We start from the raw sequence: 18,929 nt of genomic DNA on the forward strand, positions 1-18,929 counted from the left end.
TCCGATCCTGCATCCCCCGCGTTTCGAGGTACCCCGTGTGAAAGAGATCATCGCCCGCAAGTACCGCTTGGTGGTGAAGACCATCGGTTACATCGGCTGGTCGCTGTTTTGGCTGCTGATCTGGGATGTGCTGGTCACCATCGATTTCATGCTGTTCTTCAACAGCAAGTTCACCCTGCCGTTGATTCCTTTGACCTTGCTGGGTTCGGCGCTGGTGGTGCTGGTGAGCTTTCGCAACAGCAGCGCCTACAACCGCTGGTGGGAGGCGCGCACGTTGTGGGGTGCGCTGGTCAACAGTTCGCGCAGTTTTGCCCGGCAGACGCTGACGCTGATCGATGACCCGGATGACGGGCTGAACCCGATCAAGGCCACCTTGCTGCGCCGGCATATCGCCTATGTGAACTGCCTGGCTGCGCACCTCAAGGGCGACCGCTGCCCGGATGAACTGATAGCGTTCATCCCGCAGGCGGAGTTCGAGCGGCGCAACCGCTCGAACAACTTCGCCAACGACATCCTCAGTGGCTCGGCAGCCCTGCTAGCGCGGGAATACCAAGCCGGGCGCCTGGACAGCATTCGCCTGGCGCGGCTGGAGTCGACCTTGGTGGACCTGTCCAATGCCCAGGGCGGCATGGAGCGGATCGCCAATACGCCGCTGCCCTACCCTTATGTGTATTTTCCGCGGCTGTTCATCACGCTGTTCTGCCTGATCGTGCCGGTGGGGCTGGTCGAGTCGCTGGAGTGGTTCACACCGCTGGCGTCGACGGTGGTGGGGTTCATGTTACTGGCCATCGAGCGGATCGGCACCGACCTGCAAAGCCCCTTCCGCTTCAGCGAGCACCAGATCCAGATGGACACCATCTGCGAGACGATCGAGCGCAACCTGGAGTCGATGCAACGGGAAGCGCAGCATGGCGAACTGACCACCTGATAGTTGCGCGGGCTGCCCTGCAGCCCGATCAGGCGCGCACGTAGCGCTGGCGCAGCACATCGCTCAAGGCATCCACCAGCAACACCAGCACCAGCATGGCGATGATCACCGTGCTGGCTTGCGCCTCCTGGAACAGGCTCAAGGTGGTGTAGAGCATCTGCCCCAACCCACCTGCCCCAACAAACCCCAACACGCTGGCCATGCGGATGTTGTTCTCCCAGCGGTACAGGCTGTAAGCCAGCAACTGCGGCCACAGGTTAGGCAAGGTACCAAAGCAGAATGCCGCCACCTGGCTGCCACCCTGCAAGCGAATGGCTGCTGCAGGCTCTGCCGGGGCGTTTTCCAGCGCCTCGGCAAACAAGCGGCCGAGCACGCCAGCGGTGTGTAACGCCAAGGCCAGGGTCCCGGCATTCGGGCCAAGCCCTGCGGCCAGCACGGTAAGCGCCGCCCAGACTAATTCCGGGATGGCCCGCAAGGCATTGAGCAGCACACGCGCCGCTGCCTGTAGCGGCCAGCCGAAGCGGCCCGCCGCCGGCAACGCCAGCAGCATCCCCAGCACCACCGCCAGCAAAGTCCCCAGGCCCGACATCGCCAAGGTCTCCAAGGCGCCATGCCAGACCGCGCGCAAATGCTCGACGGTCACATCCGGGTGCAGGAAGCGCCCCGCGTACTCGCCCATCTGCCCTAGCCCGCCATCACCGACCAGCGCGTGCAGGTCCAGCTCCAGGTAGGCGAACGAGGCCACCACCGCCGCGATGATCACGCCGAGCACCAGCAGATTGATCGCCCGGTTCATGCCAGCCTTCCTCGCAGAAAGCGGCTGAGCAGGTCAGCCAGCGATACCAGCAACAGAAACGTCAGCAGCATGCTTGCCACCTCCGCGCCGGCAAACATGCGCATAGACAGATCGATCTGCTGCCCCAACCCGCCAGCGCCAACAAACCCCATCACCACCGAGGCACGCACCGCGCATTCCCAGCGGTACACCGTGTACGACACCACTTCCGACACCGCATTGGGCAGGATGCCGTAGAAAAAGGCCATCAGCCGACCACTGCCGGCCTGCAATAGGGCATGGGCCGGGCGTTGGTCGACCGACTCGAAGATTTCGGCGTAGACCTTGCCAAGCATGCCGCTGTAGGTAATGGCGATGGCCAGCACCCCCGCCGTTGGCCCAAGCCCCACGGCACGCACGAACAGCAAGGCCCAGACGATTTCTGGCACGCTGCGCAGAAAGATCAGCAGCCCGCGTACCGGCAGCCGCAGCACCCGCGACCACCACCCAGCCCGCCCGCCACGGGAGGCCGCGCGCAACGACAAGGCACGGCTGGCCAGCAGGCTGGCAGGTACCGCCAGCACCAGCGCCAGGGTCATGCCGGCCGTCGCCACGGCGAGGGTCTGCAAGGTGGCCTCGTACAGCAACTGCAAGAAGGCGGCATCGTGCGCCGGCGGCCAGAATGCCTGGGTGAAGCTGGCGATCTGCTGACGGTTATCGGCCTGCCACAGCACGCCAGGGTTCAGCTCGCTCAACTGCAGGCCCGGCCATAAAACCGCCACAGCAAGCAGGGTCAGCAGCAACCGTGGCAGGGCAGCCGGGTCGCGGGCATGGGCCTTCAGCATCGCGGGATCTGTACCGTCAGCACTGCTGCAGGGCCCTGCAAGGGTGGCGAAGCCAAGTGTTCGTTGGCATAGAGTGCATCGAGCATTTGCGGGCTGACCGCCTCGGCCGGGCTGTCGAACACCACCTGCCCTTCACGAATGCCAATCACCCGTGGAAAGTGCGCCAGCGCCAGCTCGACCGCATGCAGGCTGGCCACCAGCGTTACACCGTTGGCCTGGGCGTGGCGGTTGAGCAATGCCAGGCTGTGGTCGGCCAGCACCGGGTCCATCGCCGAAACGGGCTCATCGGTCAGCAGCAAGTCCGGGCGTTGATACAGCACCCGTGCAATGCCCACACGTTGCAGTTGGCCGCCAGACAGTTGCCCGCACTGGACGAACAGTTTGTCAGCTAGCCCCAGCTCGGCCAATGCCTGGCGCACGCCTGGCACATCGGTCGGGTACAGCAGGTTGAACAAGCCACGCACGATACCCCACTGCCCCAACCGCCCCGCCAGCACTGCGGTCACAACCCGCTGGCGCGGCGGCAAGGGCGGTGCCTGATGCACCAGGCCAACCCGTGCCCGCAAGCGCTGACGCGCCCTGCCAGACAACTGCCAAGGCTGTTCACCGAACAGCGCCAGGCGCCCGGCACTGGGCTGGATAGCAGTGGCCATCAGGTGCAGCAGGCTGGACTTGCCTGCGCCAGAGGGGCCGATGATCGCGACCCGCTCGCCCTGCTCCACGCGCAGGTTTATCGCGTCGAGCGCGCGGACCTGGCCATGCTGCAGGCTGGCATCGTGCAGATGAATTGCCACCGGAGCGGACGTCACTTGAGCAGGCCGGCCTCACGCGCGGCTTGTTCGGTGCCCTGGTAGTTCTCAGGCTTGGTCTCGATAAAGCGGCTGGCAGCCTGCAGGTCGAGGATCGCCTTGTGCTCGGGGTTGGCCGGGTCCAGGTCGAGGAACGCCTGTTTGATCTTCGCCTTGAGTGCCGGCGCCATGTTGCCGCGCACGGTCCAGTTGTAGTCGTAGTAAGTCGGGGTAGTGGCGAACACCTTCACCTTGCTGGTATTGACCTTGCCGGCGTCCACCAGCTTTTGCCAGACGCTGGCATTGAGCACCCCGCCATCGACCTTGCCGGCCTGCACCCAGGCTGCGGTGGCGTCGTGGGCGCCGGAGTAGGCCACACGGCTGAAGTAGTCCTCAGGCTTGATGTTGTTCTCTTTGAGCATGAAGTAACGCGGCATCAGGCTGCCCGAGGTGGACGAGATGGAGCCGAAGGCGAACGACTTGCCCTTGAGGTCGGCCAGGCTCTTCACATTGGGGTTGGCGGTGATGAACTTGGACGTGAATTGCGCGTCCTGCTCACGCTGCACCAGCGGCGTGGCGTTCGGGTCTTTCAAGTGCACCTGAACAAAGGTGAACCCCCCCAGCCACGCCAGGTCGAGGCGGTCGGAGGCCAGCGACTCGACCACCGCCGGGTAGTCGGCGACCGGCACGAACTTCACCTCCATGCCCAGCTGCTTGGCCAGGTACTCCCCCAACGGCTTGAATTTACGCTGCAGCTCCGTGGGCGCTTCGTCGGGGATGGCACTGACCCGAAGGGTTTCAGCAGCTTGGGCGACAACGGCACAGCAGGACAGCACGAGGCCGGCGGCGAGCGCCAGAGGGCGTTTGAGCATGGGCAATCTCCGGGTCATTGGCAGCTAAAGGGTCGGCAGCCGTGCCGACCGTGAAAAGTATAAGTGCCCATGGCGCAATGGCCAGCTTTGCTACAATCGCGCAACAATTTGATCTGCTGAGGTACGTATGAGCGAGCCAATCCGCCTGACCCAGTACAGCCATGGTGCCGGTTGTGGCTGCAAGATCTCCCCCAAGGTACTGGACGTAATCCTTGCCGAAAGCGGCGCCCAGGCCCTGGACCCGAACCTCTGGGTCGGCAATGCTTCGCGCGACGACGCTGCCGTGTACGCCCTGGACGAAGAGCGCGGCGTGGTCTCGACCACCGACTTCTTCATGCCGATCGTCGATGACCCGTATGACTTCGGCCGCATCGCCGCCACCAACGCCATCAGCGACATCTACGCCATGGGCGGCGACCCGTTGATGGCCATCGCCATCCTCGGCTGGCCGGTCAACGTGCTGCCGCCGGAAGTCGCCCGCGAAGTGATCCGCGGCGGGCGTGCGGTCTGCGCCGAAGCTGGCATCCCGCTGGCCGGCGGCCACTCCATCGACGCCCCGGAGCCGATCTTCGGCCTGGCCGTCACTGGCGTGGTCAGCAAGCGCCATCTCAAGCGCAACGACACCGCCACCGCCGGTTGCCGCCTGTACCTGACCAAACCGCTGGGCATCGGCATCCTCACCACCGCCGAGAAAAAGGCCAAGCTGCGCGAGCAGGACCAAGGCCTGGCGCGCGACTGGATGTGCACCCTCAACACCCCCGGCAGCCGCTTCGGCAAGCTCGAAGGTGTGAGGGCGATGACCGACGTCACCGGCTTCGGCCTGTTGGGCCACCTGGTGGAGCTGGCCGACGGCAGCGGCCTCACCGCGCACCTGGACTACGCCGCAGTACCGCGCCTGCCAAGTGTCGATCACTACCTGGCCGAGGGCTGCATCCCGGGCGGCACCTTGCGCAATTACGAAAGCTACGGCCACAAGATCGGCGCCCTGAGCGATGAGCAGAAGCACCTGCTGTGCGATCCGCAGACCAGCGGTGGCCTGCTGGTGGCGGTCAGCCCTGAGGGTGAAGCGCAGTTTCTGGCCGTGGCGGCCGAACTGGGCCTGCAACTGTCGCCCATCGGCACGCTGGGTGAGCGACAGAGCAACGCGGTCGAGGTGATCTGATGCGTCCCGACTGCACGGATTTTCGCCCGCTATTTTTGAACGACGTGCCGATGATGGACATGCGCGCGCCCATCGAATTCGCCAAGGGTGCCTTCCCGGGCGTCGTCAACCTGCCACTGATGAACGACCAGGAGCGGCAGAAGGTCGGCACCTGCTACAAACAGCAAGGCCAGGCCGCCGCCATCACGCTTGGCCACCAACTGGTCAGCGGCGCGATCAAGCGCGACCGCCTGCACGCCTGGGCCAGCTTCGCCAAGGCGCATCCCGAGGGCTACCTGTACTGTTTCCGCGGTGGCCTGCGTTCGTTGATCGTTCAACAGTGGCTGCGCGAGGAAGCGGGCATCGACTACCCGCGGGTCAAGGGCGGCTACAAAGCGATGCGCACCTTCCTGCTGGACACGACTGAGCAGGCCGTGGCGCAGTGCGATTTCGTTTTGATTGGCGGCCTCACCGGCACCGGCAAGACAGAGGTACTGCACCAGTTGAGCAATGGGCTGGACCTTGAAGGCCATGCCAACCACCGTGGCTCCAGCTTCGGCAAGCGTGCCACCGCGCAACCCGCGCAAATCGGCTTCGAAAACAAGCTGGCCATCGATGTGCTGAAAAAGCGCGCGCGTGGCATCGAGCAGTTCGTGCTCGAAGATGAAGGCCGTATCGTCGGCAGCTGCACCGTGCCGCTGGCGTTGTACCAAGGCATGCAGCAGTACCCGTTGGTATGGCTGGAGGACAGTTTCGAGCAGCGTGTTGAACGTATCCTGCGCGATTACGTGGTCAACCTGAGCGCAGAGTTCGTCGATGTGCACGGCGACGAAGAGGGCCGCCGACTGTTTGCCGAACGCATGCTGTCGAGCATGGCCAATATCCACAAGCGCCTGGGTGGTGAACGCTGCCAACGCTTGTCCGCCATCCTGCAACAAGCCCTGGATGAGCAACAGCGCAGCGGCGCGGTGGAGCTGCACCGGGGCTGGATCGAAGGGTTGCTGAAGGAGTATTACGACCCGATGTATGCCTATCAGCGCGATGCCAAGGCTGAGCGTATCGAGTTTGCAGGGGATGCCGTGGAGGTGCGCGAATACCTCAAGGCCCGCGCGCGGCGCGAACCGCGCAAATAAAACCAGGGCCGGAACAGGCAATCTTACTGCCCCGGGCTGAGTACTCGCTCAAGCTCGGCCGCCCGGTCCCGAGTCATGTCCATCACGCACACGCCGCCTTCCAGCTGCGCCAGGGTCCCGCCACTGGCCTGTACGTGGAACGTGCAGTTGTCATCACGGTAGGCGATCCACTTGCGCTGTACCTCGCGCAGGCGTTTCTGCTGCCCTGCCTCCAGTTTGCCCATCAACTGTTTGTACACCCGGTTCAAGCGCTGGTCCTGCAACTGGGTCTCGGCCTGGATGCAACTGCTCATGGCCACTGTGCTGGACGCCTTGTCCATGCATTGGCCGTAGCTCGGCGAATTTTCTTCGGCCATGGCCAGCGGCAGCACACACGCTAGCGCCAGGCCCGTCAGGTGATACCTGTTCATGACTATTCCCCCTGTGGATATCAAAATGTCTGTGGCTGTTCCGGCGGCATCAGCACCTTGTTCGGCTCGAAACGCAACGACGGCATCTGCGTCGCGGCATACAACGCGACACCCAACGCCGCTATCAAGGCCACATCGAGCCAGCGCCATCCGGGCATGTCGTCGGCGCTGCGGGCCTTCCAGCAATGCCAGGCCTGGCCCGCGCAAAACACCACCATCGCAATGAGCCATAGATAAAAGCCTGCACCAAAACCGGTGCGGTCATGAAACGCGTAGCTTTGGCTGTCTGGCAGGCGGTCGATTCCGAAACTGCTGGCCGCCAGATACAACGCCGCCACACCGCACGCCAAGGCCAACCGACGGAAACGTCGATGGGCAAGAATCGCCACGGCCAGCAGCGGATTGGCAAACCATTGATACAACCCGAAGGGCATGCCCCATGGCCCGTACAGCAACATCTGCAGGGCGGGCATGTGGCGGTCGCCACTCATCAGCACGCCATCGAAAAACAGCGCGAGCAGGTACAGGAACAGGCTGATGCTCAGGTAGAAAACGGGCAAAGGGGCACACCTGGTGAAAACGGGACAGGCTGCGACCATAACCCAGGCCCTGCCCCGCTTCCAGGCGTTTAGTAAGTGCCGCGCAGGGTCACCACCGGTAGCGTGGTGACCAGCAGACGATGAAAATCGAGGTTCGCCATAACACTATGCAACCGGTGGTTCCAGCAGCAGGCCATAGATGCCCGAGTCGGACAGCTCACCGGCCACGCACCAGCGCGCCCGCAGGGTGCCTTCGAGCACGAAGCCCTGGCGTTCGAGCGTGCGTGCCGAGCCTTGGTTACGTGGGTCGATCTCGCCCTCCAGGCGGCGCATGTGCAGGGTGTGAGCGAGGTAGTCGATGAAGCAGGTCAATGCCTCATCCATGTACCCCCTGCCCTGTACGGCGCTGGCCAGGCAATAGCCGATCTCGCCACGGCGGGATACGTCATCGATGTTGAACAGTTGGACCATGCCGATGAGTTCGCCGTTGTCACGGCGGTACATGCCGAGCTTGAGTTGGTCGCCATTGGCATAGGCTTCACGGTCGGCGGCCAGGGCGCTTTCGGCCTCGGCGAGGTCTTGCCAGGGTGCATGGTGCCAATAACGCATGACCTCGGGGTCGGCCATGATCGCCAGCCATTGCGCGGCATCGCCATGGCGCATCGGGCGCAATTGCAGGCGGGGGCTGTCGAGGCAGAGGTCACTGGGGAAACTGCGGGGTGGGGTCACGCCGGATCTCCTGTCCATTGCTGGGGAGATGACAGTTTAACGTCAAGCGAGGCGGCTGGGGGATGCGTTGGGTTTTATCGTGTGTTTGAGCGTGAGCGGTTGTCTGGCAGGGGTTTCGCGCTGGGGCGGAAATCGAGCGCCGCCCGCGCGGCGCTCGATCTGCGCGACCACTCAACCGCCCCGGTTCAACCCCATTTCCATGTCATTGATCAGCGCTTTGGCCATGGCACTGAGAATTCGTGCAGCGCTGCCTGCAACCTTGTTGCCCTCCATCTCGGCCTCTTCGCTGAGGTGGCGTATGCACCCCAGCAACACAGACAATTCGTCGAACGCGTGATCAAGGGGGATGCCCGGTTCGATGCGGAACAATTCGAGAAACGTCTCCACGCCAGCGGTGGTGTGGGTTTTCAGGTGATTGCTCATTCCACTGCCTCCTGCGCCTTTATGTGGGCGAACAGCGCATGAAGCAATTCGGTCAGGGCGGACATGTTTTCGAGGAGGGCGCTGCGTTGCAAGCTGTCTTCGGCTTTGAGGTAAAGCTCGATGGTTTGGGAAAGGCTGCCCATGAGCTTGGCTGCCTGGGACCTTGCCTCTGCATGGGAGAGGTCGGCGATTATCGAGATGTAAGGGATTGGGAAAGTGGGTGGGTCTGGGACGATCTTCTTCATAAAGATATTCCTGAGGAAGCTATCGGATTAGCAACCACCTCGTCCTTCTCACAGATTGGGTGGCAGCCGTACGCGAGGTGAGAAGACCGCGTCCTCAGGCTCCCGCGGCCAGACCTAAGTCTGCACGCGCACGGCCGCCATGACAGAAAGCCATTACTGAGGGATAACTGCAGCTTCTCACGGCCGCTCGCCATTTCAGGCGAACCGTGACGTTACCGCTGTGGTATTCCCCCGCATATCAGACGGCATCCGACAGAGGTCGTAGGATAATTCCCAAGACCCGCCAACCTGAAGCATTTGGTTTCAAGTTCAGAATCTTCTTACAGCTGATGGCCCTTTCGCGGGGCAAGCCCGCTCCCACAGGATCGGTGACTTGCTTCGCCCACAGGTCTTGCAACGGTCCTGTGGGAGCGGGCTTGCCCCGCGAAAGGGCCGGCACAGGCGACCCAAAAAGGTCAGGCCACCTCAGCCCCATCATCATCCGGCCAATGCGGCTCGTTGGCCCCAGGCGGGGTCAAAGGCGGCAAGCCATAGGCCGCGCGTGCATCGTCACAGCTCGGGTTGTGCACCCCGCCCTCCCACGACGCATCGAACTCCCGGCAAGGACTCGAGCGGTTGGCGTAGATGGTGCACGCCACCTCTTTGCCGATCTCGCCGGCAAGGCTGACGCAGCGGCAAGGCTTGGCATCGGTGCCGATCATCGCGACCCGTGTAGGGTTGATCTGCACCACCAGGTCGTCAGGTACAACGCCCCCGGCAGACTGGCATTCGCCCCAGAAGAAGGACACACGGAAGTACCCGCAGCAGGCGCCGCAGTCAAGGCAAGGGTTATATTCGGACATGAGGCCACGGAGGGAAGGTTGTTGTTATCGGGGCTGGGCCCGCGGCGCCATTTTCATTCCAACCGGGGCCGGCTGGATAGAGGGGGAATGCAAAAAAAATTGCCGCTGATCCGGCAAACCCCACGGCCCAAAAAACGGGCGAACAGCACAGCGGCTGCCCGCCTGCACGGCCTAACGCAGGGCCTTGTAAGTGCCGGCATCCCAGCGCTGCAGGCCAAGGCCTTCGCGAGAGTCGTAACTGTCGCTGCGCACCTCGCTGAAGCGCGTGCGGGTTTCGCCCCAGTGCACCAGCCGGTCGTCTTTTTCATTTTCTCTGATGACGGTATACGACTGGCTGCGCATGGCCTGATAGTCCTCATCGGCAGCCGCTATGGCCAAGTGATGCTGCATTAACTGGTTGTCATCCAGCGCCAGGCGCTTGTCCAGTTCGACACCCCAGCGGGTCAGGCAGACTTCGGCGAAATGCCGCACGATCAACCCGGGTTCGACCAGCACCTTGCCGCTGCCAGCCCCGTCAGCCGATGCATTACCCACCAAAGTGGCATGCCGGCCCGGCATTGGGTAGACGCACATGCGCGTGTTGCTTTCGACCGCTGGGATCACACAGGCAAAGCCATTGGAGCGTTCATCCCGGGAATAGAAACCCACATACTCATGGACGTTCCCGGCTAGTTTGACCCGCCTGCTCTGCACGTTGCCAGTGCCCGGCACCGGGTCAATGGCAAAAATATTGACTGGGATATCCCGCAGCAGCGGATCCTCAGCCATCGCATTGGCCAGCATATGGCAACTGATACCGCCGCGGCTCCAGCCCACCAGGTTGACCTGGGTGGGCAAGCACGGTTCGCGGAATATCTTGATGATCTGTTCCTGCAGCGCCTGCGGGGTCGGGTGGCGATCGCCGTAGTCATAAGTGCGCCAGAACCAGGAAGCCGTGGCGGACGCATCCGGGATCTCCACGCCTGCGTCTTTCAGCCTTGTGTACGCTTGCTCGGTGAGTTTGGTGCGCTGCCAACTGCTCTCACCCTTGATCACGTTCAGCACATGGCTCACGTTTTCTTCCCAACCACGGCCAAACAACTGACCACTCCAGTTAAAGTAGCCACCTGGTTCAACGAACAATTCGTCATCCTGAAGGTTGCCGCTGCCCGGCCCGTCAACCGCAATCCAGTGGGCGAATTCGCGCCCCTGATCGTTGCTGGCCAATGTCGAGACCAGCTCGCCGTTCCAGAAATTGGGGTTGGCAGCATCGAAGCGGTGGGAACCGGTGCCGCAGAAATACGCTGTGAATACACTCATTTGGATACCTGAACAGGAAAATGAGTGCTGAAGGTAGTGGCGCGAATAATCGCCAGGCAGTCGGAAGGCCAGCCCAGCTGATATAACGAGGGGCCGCCACGCGGCCCCTCGCTGTTTACTTGCGGGTCAAACCATCCGCCCTGAACATCTGGCGGATGCCGCGAATCGCCTGGCGAATACGGTCCTGGTTCTCGATCAGGGCAAAGCGCACGTGATCGTCACCGTAGTCACCAAAGCCGATGCCCGGCGACACACACACCTTGGCCTCGGCCAACAGCTTCTTGGAAAACTCCAGCGACCCGAGGTGCGCATACTCCGGCGGAATCTTCGCCCACACGTACATCGAAGCCTTGGGGTTCTCGACCATCCAGCCCAGCTCGTGCAACCCCTTCACCAACAGGTTGCGGCGCTGGCGGTACTGCTCGGCGATATCGCGCACGCACTGTTGGTCGCCTTCCAGCGCGGCAATGGCTGCCACCTGCAAAGGCGTGAAGGTGCCGTAGTCGTGGTAGCTCTTGATACGCGCCAGGGCGTTGACCAGCTCGGGGTTGCCGACCATGAAGCCGATACGCCAGCCCGCCATGTTGTAGCTCTTGGACAGCGTGAAGAACTCCACCGCGATGTCCTTGGCCCCCGGCACCTGCATGATCGACGGGGCTTTCCAGCCGTCGTAGACGATGTCGGCGTACGCCAGGTCATGCACCACCAGCACGTCATACTGCTTGGCCAGGGCGACCACGCGCTCGAAGAAGTCCAGCTCCACGCACTGCGCGGTAGGGTTGGACGGGAAGCCGAGGATCATCATCTTCGGCTTGGGGATCGATTCGCGTATCGCCCGCTCAAGCTCATTGAAGAAGTCCACACCCGGCACCAGCGGCACCGAACGCACCTGGGCGCCGGCGATCACCGCACCGTAGATGTGGATCGGGTAGCTGGGGTTGGGCACCAGCACCGTGTCGCCCTGGTCGAGGGTGGCGAGCATCAGGTGAGCCAGGCCTTCCTTGGAACCGATGGTGACGATGGCTTCGCTTTCCGGGTCGATGTCGACCTCGTAGCGTTCCTTGTACCAGTTGGAAATGGCCCGGCGCAGGCGTGGGATGCCGCGGGAGGTGGAGTAGCCGTGCGTGTCTTCACGCTGGGCGACCTGCACCAGCTTCTCGACGATGTGCGGCGGGGTCGCGCCATCGGGGTTGCCCATGCTCAGGTCGATGATGTCTTCGCCACGACGGCGGGCAGCCATCTTGAGCTCGGCGGTGATGTTGAAGACGTAAGGGGGGAGACGATCGATGCGCGCAAAGCGGCGCGGCGAACCTGGGTTGGCCATGGCTTCCTCTGAGTACGTAAGCGCCCGGAACCGTCCGAGCGACGTTGGCCGATGTGGCGGCCTGGATCAGAAGATAGTGCCGAAACAGGATATCTGTAAAGGTCAATTTCCTGTTTTATTAGAATTTTTCAGATGTATTTTTTGAAAATTAGAATTTTGTGTTTTCAGGGCTGGCCTCTTCGCGGGTAAACCCGCTCCCACATGGATCGCACCCACATGCGAAATCTGTACATTACCTGTGGGAGCGGGTTTACCCGCGAAGAGGCCGGCACAGGAGAACACCCAAAAAAAACCCCGGCACATGGCCGGGGTTTTCGTGTAACAGGCAGCGGTATCAGCGTGCGTAGGTCATCAGCACGTCCGCAGCGGTCTGGCTGTCCACCGACATCATCACGCTCAGGGCAGTGACAGTGAGGATAGAGAAGCCAAACACCTTGCGGGCCCACTTGCTGTCGTCCTCGGCCTTGTAGCCACCCCAGGCCATGTACAGCCAGTACAGGCCCATGGCAGCTGCCACGGCCAGGTAGCTGAGGCCGGCGTAACCGCCGAGGGTGAGCATCAGGGTGGCGAGCACGAAGGCCAGCACGTACAGCACGATCTGCTTCTTGGCAGCAAGAATACCGCGAGCCACCGGCAGAACCGGAATGTTGGCAGCGCTGTAGTCCTTGAAGCGGAAGATGGCGATCGCGAAGCTGTGCGGCATCTGCCACAGGCTGAACATCACCAGCAGGGTCACTGCAGCCAGGTCGAAGCTGTTGCTGACGGCGCAGTAGCCGATCACTGGAGGCATGGCACCCGAAAGGCTGCCGACCAAGGTGCCGTGCACCGATTTACGCTTCAGCCAGAGGCTGTAGAACCCGACGTAGACGACGAAGCCGATCAGCGCACAGAACGCCGACAGTGGGTTGGCCTGGACATAAAGCAGGCTGAAACCCGCCACCCCAAGCAGGGTGGCGTAAATCAGCGCGAGGGGCAGCGACATGCCGCCCTGGACCATAACGCGGTTCTTGGTACGTTCCATCTTGATGTCGATGTCGCGGTCGATGCAGTTGTTGAACACGCAACCGGACGCCACTACCAGGGAAGTACCTACCACCACCGCCAGGAACAGGGCGAAGTCTACATGGCCCTTCGCGGCAAGGAAGAATCCGCCTGCCACGGAAAGCACGTTACCGAAAATGATCCCCGGTTTGGTGATTTGGATAAAGTGCTTAACGGACATGCAGTCTTACCTCACTTGGCCATCATTTCGATGTGGATGTTGAACATGATCCACAGCGACAGGCCGACCAGCAGTGCAATTACCATGGTGGTAAACAGGAACGTCGACACGTTGGAACGCTGCTCTTTCGAGCGGTCCATGTGCAGGAAGTACACGAGGTGCACTACAACCTGAATGACAGCCATGGCGACCACGATCAGAACGGTCAGGTTCTTCGGCAGGCTTGGGTACATCACCAGGCCGAACGGGATAGCGGTCAGGATGATCGACAGTACAAAGCCGATCATGTAGGACTTCACGCTGCCGTGATTACCTTCGTGATGAGTGTCGTGTGCGTTAGCCATTACAGAACCCCCAGCAGGTAGACGACGGTGAATACGCAGATCCAGACCACGTCCAGGAAGTGCCAGAACAGGCTCAGGCAGCTCATGCGGGTCTTGGCAGTCGGGGTAATACCCTTGGTGCTGATCTGATACATCAGGATTGCCATCCAGATCAGACCTGCAGTCACGTGCAGACCGTGGGTACCGACCAGCGCGAAGAACGCCGACAGGAAGCCACTGCGCTGCGGGCCGAAGCCCTCAGCGATCAGGTGATGGAACTCGTAGATTTCCATCGCGATGAAGCCGGCACCGAACAGGAAGGTCACAGCCAACCAGCCCAGTACACCTGCTTTCTTGCCATCGAACAGCTTCAGCATGGCGAAGCCGAAGGTGATCGAGGACAGCAGCAGGAAGGCAGTTTCAACAGCTACGAAGTCGAGCTGGAAAATGTCATGACCCGACGGGCCGCCGGCAAAACTGCCGGACAGCACCGCGTAGGTAGCGAAGAGCGACGCAAACAGGATGCAGTCGGTCATCAGGTACAGCCAGAAACCGAGTACGGTCATCTGGCCCGAGTCGTGGTGGTGATCGTCGTGCCCATGGTCGTGACCATGAGCAGCGCCGTGGATTACTTGACTGGACATTGATTACACCCGCTCAAACGATTCGACACGTGCGCCGGCAGGCAGAGCACCTGCTTTGGCCAGCGCTTTCATACGCTCGCCTTCGATGCGCGCCACTTCTTCGGCCGGAACCATGTAGCCCTGGTCGTCACGCGCAGCGTGGCGAACGAAGACAGCGATGGTTGCAACCAGGCTCGCGCCTACCAGCCACCAGATGTGCCAGATGAAGGCAAAGCCGAAGACGGTCAGGAACAGGCCCATGAACAAACCGGTAGCGGTGTTGCTCGGCATGTGGATGGCGTCGAACTTGGTTGCCGGCTTGTAAGCAGCGCCGATTTCCTTGGTTTCGTGCCATGCATCCAGGCCAACCTGCTCAGGCATGTGGGCGAAGTTGTAGAACGGAGGTGGCGACGAAGTCGACCATTCCAGAGTACGACCGCCCCATGGGTCGCCGGTCACGTCCAGGTTCTGGTTGCGATCGCGGACCGAAACGTAGAGCTGGATCAGCTGGCAAGCGATACCGAACAGGATCAGCACGGCGCCGACTACGGCAACGTACAGGTAGGGTTCCCACAGCGGGTTGTCGGAGTGGTTCAGACGACGGGTCATGCCCATGAAGCCCAGGGCGTACAGCGGCATGAACGCAACGTAGAAGCCCGAGATCCAGAACCAGAAGGCAGCTTTGCCCCACTTCTCGTTCAGGGTGAAACCAAAGGCTTTCGGGAACCAGAAGGCGAAACCGGCGATGTAGCCGAATACCGCGCCACCGATGATCACGTTGTGGAAGTGAGCAATTACGAACAGGCTGTTGTGCAGAACGAAGTCAGCACCTGGAACAGCCAGCAGTACGCCAGTCATGCCACCGATGGAGAAGGTGATCATGAAGCCCAGGGTCCACAGCATCGGTGCGGTGAAACGCACACGGCCCTGGTACATGGTGAACAGCCAGTTGAACAGTTTCACACCGGTCGGAATGGAGATCAGCATCGTCGCCAGGCCGAAGAAGGTGTTGACGCTCGCGCCGGCACCCATGGTGAAGAAGTGGTGCAGCCATACGGCAAAGCCCAGGATGGCGATTGCGCCCGATGCGTAGATCATCGAGTGGTGGCCAAACAGACGCTTGCCAGAGAACGTCGAAGTCACTTCCGAGAACACGCCGAAGGCCGGCAGGATCAGGATGTAAACCTCAGGGTGACCCCACGCCCAGAACAGGTTGACGTACATCATCGGGTTCCCACCAAGCTCGTTGGTGAAAATGTGGAAGTCCAGATAACGGTCAACAGTCAGCAGTGCGAGTGCGGCAGTCAGGATCGGGAACGAAGCGACGATCAGCACGTTGGCCCAGGTGCAGGTCCAGGTGAAGATCGGCATGTCCATCAGTTTCATGCCAGGTGCGCGCATCTTCATCACGGTGACGAGGAAGTTCACACCGGTAAGCGTCGTACCTAGGCCCGATAGCTGTAGCGCCCAGATGTAGTAGTCGACACCCACGCCAGGGCTGTACTGAATACCCGCGAGCGGCGGATAGGCAACCCAACCGGTCTTGGCGAATTCGCCGACGCCCAGGGAGATGTTGACCAGCAGCACGCCTGCCAGCAGCAGGTAGAAGCTCAGGGAGTTCAGGAACGGGAAGGCAACGTCACGTGCACCGATCTGCAGAGGCAGGGCCAGGTTCATCAGGCCGGTGAAGAACGGCATCGCCATGAAGATGATCATGATCACACCGTGAGCGGTGAAGATCTGGTCATAGTGTTCAGGCGGCAGGTAGCCTTCGGATCCGCCAGTGGCCGCAGCCAGCTGGGTACGCATCATGATGGCGTCGGCAAAGCCGCGCAGCAGCATGATCATCGCGACGATGATGTACATCACCCCGATTTTCTTGTGGTCGACAGTCGTCAACCACTCGCTCCACAAGTAGGTCCACTTGCGGAAATAGGTGATAAGACCGACGACAGCGATACCGCCGAGCGCGATCATGGCAAGCGTCACCATGACTATCGGCTCGTGATAGGGTATCGCCTCCAGGCTTAGTTTACCGAACATCTCTTACTCCTCTGCACCGGCAGCTGGTTGCATACTCGATTCCACACCCTTGGTAGTGGCCAGATCTTTGCTGCCTGCTTCTTCGTGGACCGGCTTGCCGCGGTTCATGCCTTCGTACTTGTCGACGATGGACTGGAACAGCTCTGCCGGGGCCTCGCTGTACAGCGCGACTGGGTTGTATTCGCTAGGTTTGGCCAGAGCTTCGTACTCGGCTTTGCCCAGTTTCAGCGGCGACTGCTTCACTTCGGCGACCCACTTGTCGAAGTCTTCCTGGGAAGTTGCAGTTGCCTTGAATTTCATGCCGGTGAAGCCAGCGCCGCTGTAGTTGGCGCTGATACCGTCGAATTCGCCGTTTTCGTTGGCGATCAGGTGCAGCTTGGTGGTCATGCCGGCCATGGCGTAGATCTGGCCGCCCAGGCCCGGGATGAAGAACGAGTTCATCACGGCGTCGGAGGTGACGCGGAAGTTGACCGGGGTGTTAGCCGGGAAGTTGATCTTGTTGACCGTCGCGATGCCCTGCTCGGGGTAGATGAACAGCCACTTCCAGTCCAGTGCGACCACGTCGATCTGGATCGGCTTGACGTCGGAATCCAGCGGACGATACGGGTCCAGCTTGTGGGTGGACTTGTAGGTGACATAACCCAGGGCGATGATGATGATGATCGGGATGATCCACACCGCGGCCTCGATCTTGGTCGAGTGCGACCAGTCGGGGGTGTAGGTGGCCGCCTTGTTGGAAGCACGGTACTTCCAGGCGAACGCCACGGTCATGATGATGACCGGGATCACCACCAGCAGCATCAGGCCGGTAGCGATGAGGATGAGGTTCTTTTGCTCAATGCCGACCTGACCTTTCGGGTCGAGCAGGGTCCAGTTGCACCCACTGAGTAAAAGCATGCCTAAAAAGGGCAATATGCCAAACAGTCTGGGGTAACGCTTTTTACTCATCTCACGACCTCTAGATCAGCTTGCTTCAATGCAATTTGTGTTTTGGTAGCCAACACTTCGTCCTGCCAAGTGCGGCATTTCGCGCCCGTACTCGCTCCTGCCTGGGGTCCGACTGCAGGACCTTGGCTCAAGCGTGTTAGCGGTGCTTATGGTTTCGTAGGCAACAGGCCTGTACTTCAGACCAAGTCCATTTGGTGCGGGAAAACGCGGAGGGGTGTCCGCTCGGTATCGCCGCTGGGCGAAACTTGACGAAGTCAGCAAAAGGGAGCGCTGGGGCTTCCTTCAATCCTGCGACTCGCAAGCAGTGCCGAACGGAAATTGGGGGCGATTGTAGATAGGTCGCCAACCCTTGACTATGACTTATTGAGCAACAGTCTTTTACAGAATACGTAACAATGAGACCCGAAGAATCAACTTCGCGACAGTTTGTCGCACCCCGCCGGGTAGCCCTCAAAGCCGCATTCTACAAGGCTTTGTGATTGATCTGGATCAAGCGGGGAGCAACTTTCTGCGCATCTCACACCGTGCAAAAGACCTCATGCAATTCGGGACTTTTGTCTAAGCCTGACGTCGGTTGCGGTAGATGCCCAGCGGAACCAGAATGGCCGTCAGGACAAATGCGACCAGCGCCCACTGCGCCAGCGACAGACCGAGGATCGGTGGGTACGGCGTGCTGCAGAAGCCGTCGACCTGGAATGCCAGCGGCCACAGCTTGGCCAGGGGCAGGTCGTCGACGATCGGCTGCAGGGTATCGATGCCGCAACTGACCATGGGGTTGGCGAGTATATACACATGGTTGCCGGCCGCAACGATTCCCCCGATGGCACTGAGTACCACCAGGCCTTCGAAGACCGTCAGGCTGCGCCGCCCCGGCATCGCGGCGGCGATGAAGGCAAACACGGCGATAAACAGCAAGGCATAGCGCTGCAGGATGCACAGCGGGCAAGGCGCCTCGCCCAATACCACCTGCATATAAAGGGCGCCACCGATCAGCGACAGGCAGATCAGCCCCAGCAGCACCAGAAAGCGCCGTTCCCGATTCAGGCGCGATGTTTGTTCGTTCATTGCCGGTTCCTTGGATGGAGAGTGGCCGCGTGGTCCGCCTGCCTGTGCGCGATTCTACACGCTGGGCAGGGCCTTTAGCGTGCCGAGGGGGCAACGTGATAGCACTGCGCAGGGCTATCCGAGATGGCTGAGACCGGCCATTGTGACGTCGGTTCAACGTCACACGGCAAAAAAGCGGCTACCCGGGTGCCGCGCAGGGGCAAGCCCCTCGACACCTGGGAGTGAAGGATACCGTGATTAAAGGAGGATTAAAGATGAAAGCTTGGCGGGCTGTTTCATCTCTCCTTTATATAAGCAGGTGGCGCAGCCTGGTGATGCGAAGAGGCCGATATATAAGCAGGTAGGAGCAGCCTTGTGCTGCGAAGAGGCCGGTGATGGCTCAGATCATCTTCTGAGATCACCGGCCTCTTCG

At 61.2% G+C, this 18,929-nt stretch carries 21 protein-coding genes; 3 read left to right on the plus strand and 18 right to left on the minus strand.

Annotated elements, in window-relative coordinates; all coding sequences use genetic code 11:
* The first annotated feature begins 37 nt into the window (after positions 1-37).
* Complete coding sequence (locus OO306_RS16175) at positions 38-928, plus strand: bestrophin family protein (RefSeq protein ID WP_027595523.1); 891 nt, start codon at positions 38-40, stop codon at positions 926-928.
* Positions 929-956: 28 nt separating this feature from the next.
* Here OO306_RS16175 and phnE read toward each other — a convergent pair whose 3' ends face one another.
* Genes phnE through OO306_RS16195 form a run of 4 tightly spaced genes read right to left on the minus strand, consistent with a single transcriptional unit; the run spans position 957 to position 4,208 of the window.
* Positions 957-1,724: a phosphonate ABC transporter, permease protein PhnE gene (gene phnE / locus OO306_RS16180; RefSeq protein WP_099428362.1), complete on the minus strand. Its 768-nt coding sequence runs from the start codon at positions 1,722-1,724 to the stop codon at positions 957-959.
* Entirely contained in the window at positions 1,721-2,548 is an 828-nt protein-coding gene (locus tag OO306_RS16185; RefSeq protein ID WP_265969321.1) for an ABC transporter permease, read from the minus strand. The genes phnE and OO306_RS16185 overlap by 4 nt, the downstream gene beginning before the upstream one ends.
* The gene (locus OO306_RS16190; RefSeq protein WP_238210479.1) at positions 2,542-3,357 is read right to left on the minus strand and encodes a phosphonate ABC transporter ATP-binding protein; all 816 of its coding nucleotides are present in this window, start codon (positions 3,355-3,357) and stop codon (positions 2,542-2,544) included. The genes OO306_RS16185 and OO306_RS16190 overlap by 7 nt, the downstream gene beginning before the upstream one ends.
* Complete coding sequence (locus OO306_RS16195) at positions 3,354-4,208, minus strand: putative selenate ABC transporter substrate-binding protein (RefSeq protein WP_265969322.1); 855 nt, start codon at positions 4,206-4,208, stop codon at positions 3,354-3,356. Before OO306_RS16195 ends, OO306_RS16190 begins: the two co-directional genes overlap by 4 nt.
* Positions 4,209-4,335: 127 nt before the next feature.
* Between OO306_RS16195 and selD the strand changes: the two genes are divergently transcribed.
* A complete protein-coding gene (selD, locus tag OO306_RS16200) occupies positions 4,336-5,370 on the plus strand; it encodes a selenide, water dikinase SelD (RefSeq protein ID WP_265969323.1) in 1,035 nt (344 codons plus the stop codon).
* Positions 5,370-6,482: a tRNA 2-selenouridine(34) synthase MnmH gene (mnmH, locus tag OO306_RS16205; protein ID WP_265969324.1), complete on the plus strand. Its 1,113-nt coding sequence runs from the start codon at positions 5,370-5,372 to the stop codon at positions 6,480-6,482. Before selD ends, mnmH begins: the two co-directional genes overlap by 1 nt.
* Positions 6,483-6,505: 23 nt before the next feature.
* Here mnmH and OO306_RS16210 read toward each other — a convergent pair whose 3' ends face one another.
* The 14 genes from OO306_RS16210 to OO306_RS16275 form a co-directional block, all read right to left on the minus strand.
* Entirely contained in the window at positions 6,506-6,892 is a 387-nt protein-coding gene (locus tag OO306_RS16210; protein WP_027595516.1) for a lysozyme inhibitor LprI family protein, read from the minus strand.
* A gap of 20 nt (positions 6,893-6,912) precedes the next feature.
* On the minus strand, positions 6,913-7,452 hold the full coding sequence (locus tag OO306_RS16215) for a hypothetical protein (protein ID WP_027595515.1): 540 nt from the start codon (positions 7,450-7,452) through the stop codon (positions 6,913-6,915).
* A 144-nt stretch (positions 7,453-7,596) separates the two neighbouring features.
* Entirely contained in the window at positions 7,597-8,160 is a 564-nt protein-coding gene (locus OO306_RS16220; protein WP_027595514.1) for a GNAT family N-acetyltransferase, read from the minus strand.
* Positions 8,161-8,331: 171 nt separating this feature from the next.
* Positions 8,332-8,583, minus strand: a complete 252-nt coding sequence (locus OO306_RS16225; RefSeq protein WP_238210492.1) for a DUF3077 domain-containing protein — start codon at positions 8,581-8,583, stop codon at positions 8,332-8,334.
* Positions 8,580-8,828, minus strand: a complete 249-nt coding sequence (locus OO306_RS16230) for a hypothetical protein (RefSeq protein WP_238210494.1) — start codon at positions 8,826-8,828, stop codon at positions 8,580-8,582. Before OO306_RS16230 ends, OO306_RS16225 begins: the two co-directional genes overlap by 4 nt.
* Before the next feature lie 455 nt (positions 8,829-9,283).
* Positions 9,284-9,670: a YkgJ family cysteine cluster protein gene (locus tag OO306_RS16235; RefSeq protein ID WP_027595511.1), complete on the minus strand. Its 387-nt coding sequence runs from the start codon at positions 9,668-9,670 to the stop codon at positions 9,284-9,286.
* Between the two features lie 171 nt (positions 9,671-9,841).
* Positions 9,842-10,969: a hypothetical protein gene (locus OO306_RS16240; protein ID WP_265969326.1), complete on the minus strand. Its 1,128-nt coding sequence runs from the start codon at positions 10,967-10,969 to the stop codon at positions 9,842-9,844.
* A 115-nt stretch (positions 10,970-11,084) separates the two neighbouring features.
* Positions 11,085-12,293, minus strand: a complete 1,209-nt coding sequence (alaC, locus tag OO306_RS16245; RefSeq protein ID WP_027595509.1) for an alanine transaminase — start codon at positions 12,291-12,293, stop codon at positions 11,085-11,087.
* 334 nt (positions 12,294-12,627) lie between these two features.
* The gene (gene cyoE, locus OO306_RS16250; RefSeq protein ID WP_027595508.1) at positions 12,628-13,515 is read right to left on the minus strand and encodes a heme o synthase; all 888 of its coding nucleotides are present in this window, start codon (positions 13,513-13,515) and stop codon (positions 12,628-12,630) included.
* Positions 13,516-13,526: 11 nt separating this feature from the next.
* On the minus strand, positions 13,527-13,859 hold the full coding sequence (gene cyoD, locus OO306_RS16255) for a cytochrome o ubiquinol oxidase subunit IV (protein ID WP_027595507.1): 333 nt from the start codon (positions 13,857-13,859) through the stop codon (positions 13,527-13,529).
* The gene (gene cyoC, locus OO306_RS16260) at positions 13,859-14,482 is read right to left on the minus strand and encodes a cytochrome o ubiquinol oxidase subunit III (RefSeq protein WP_027595506.1); all 624 of its coding nucleotides are present in this window, start codon (positions 14,480-14,482) and stop codon (positions 13,859-13,861) included. Before cyoC ends, cyoD begins: the two co-directional genes overlap by 1 nt.
* Positions 14,483-14,485: 3 nt before the next feature.
* Positions 14,486-16,504 carry a cytochrome o ubiquinol oxidase subunit I gene (cyoB, locus tag OO306_RS16265; protein WP_027595505.1) on the minus strand — a complete coding sequence of 673 codons (2,019 nt, stop codon included), beginning with the start codon at positions 16,502-16,504 and terminating at the stop codon, positions 14,486-14,488.
* Between the two features lie 3 nt (positions 16,505-16,507).
* Complete coding sequence (gene cyoA / locus OO306_RS16270) at positions 16,508-17,452, minus strand: ubiquinol oxidase subunit II (RefSeq protein WP_027595504.1); 945 nt, start codon at positions 17,450-17,452, stop codon at positions 16,508-16,510.
* A 558-nt stretch (positions 17,453-18,010) separates the two neighbouring features.
* Positions 18,011-18,517: a disulfide bond formation protein B gene (locus OO306_RS16275; protein ID WP_027595503.1), complete on the minus strand. Its 507-nt coding sequence runs from the start codon at positions 18,515-18,517 to the stop codon at positions 18,011-18,013.
* Positions 18,518-18,929: the final 412 nt, after the last annotated feature.

The sequence above is a fragment of the Pseudomonas sp. DCB_AW genome, from assembly GCF_026240895.1.
GTDB lineage: Bacteria > Pseudomonadota > Gammaproteobacteria > Pseudomonadales > Pseudomonadaceae > Aquipseudomonas > Aquipseudomonas kermanshahensis.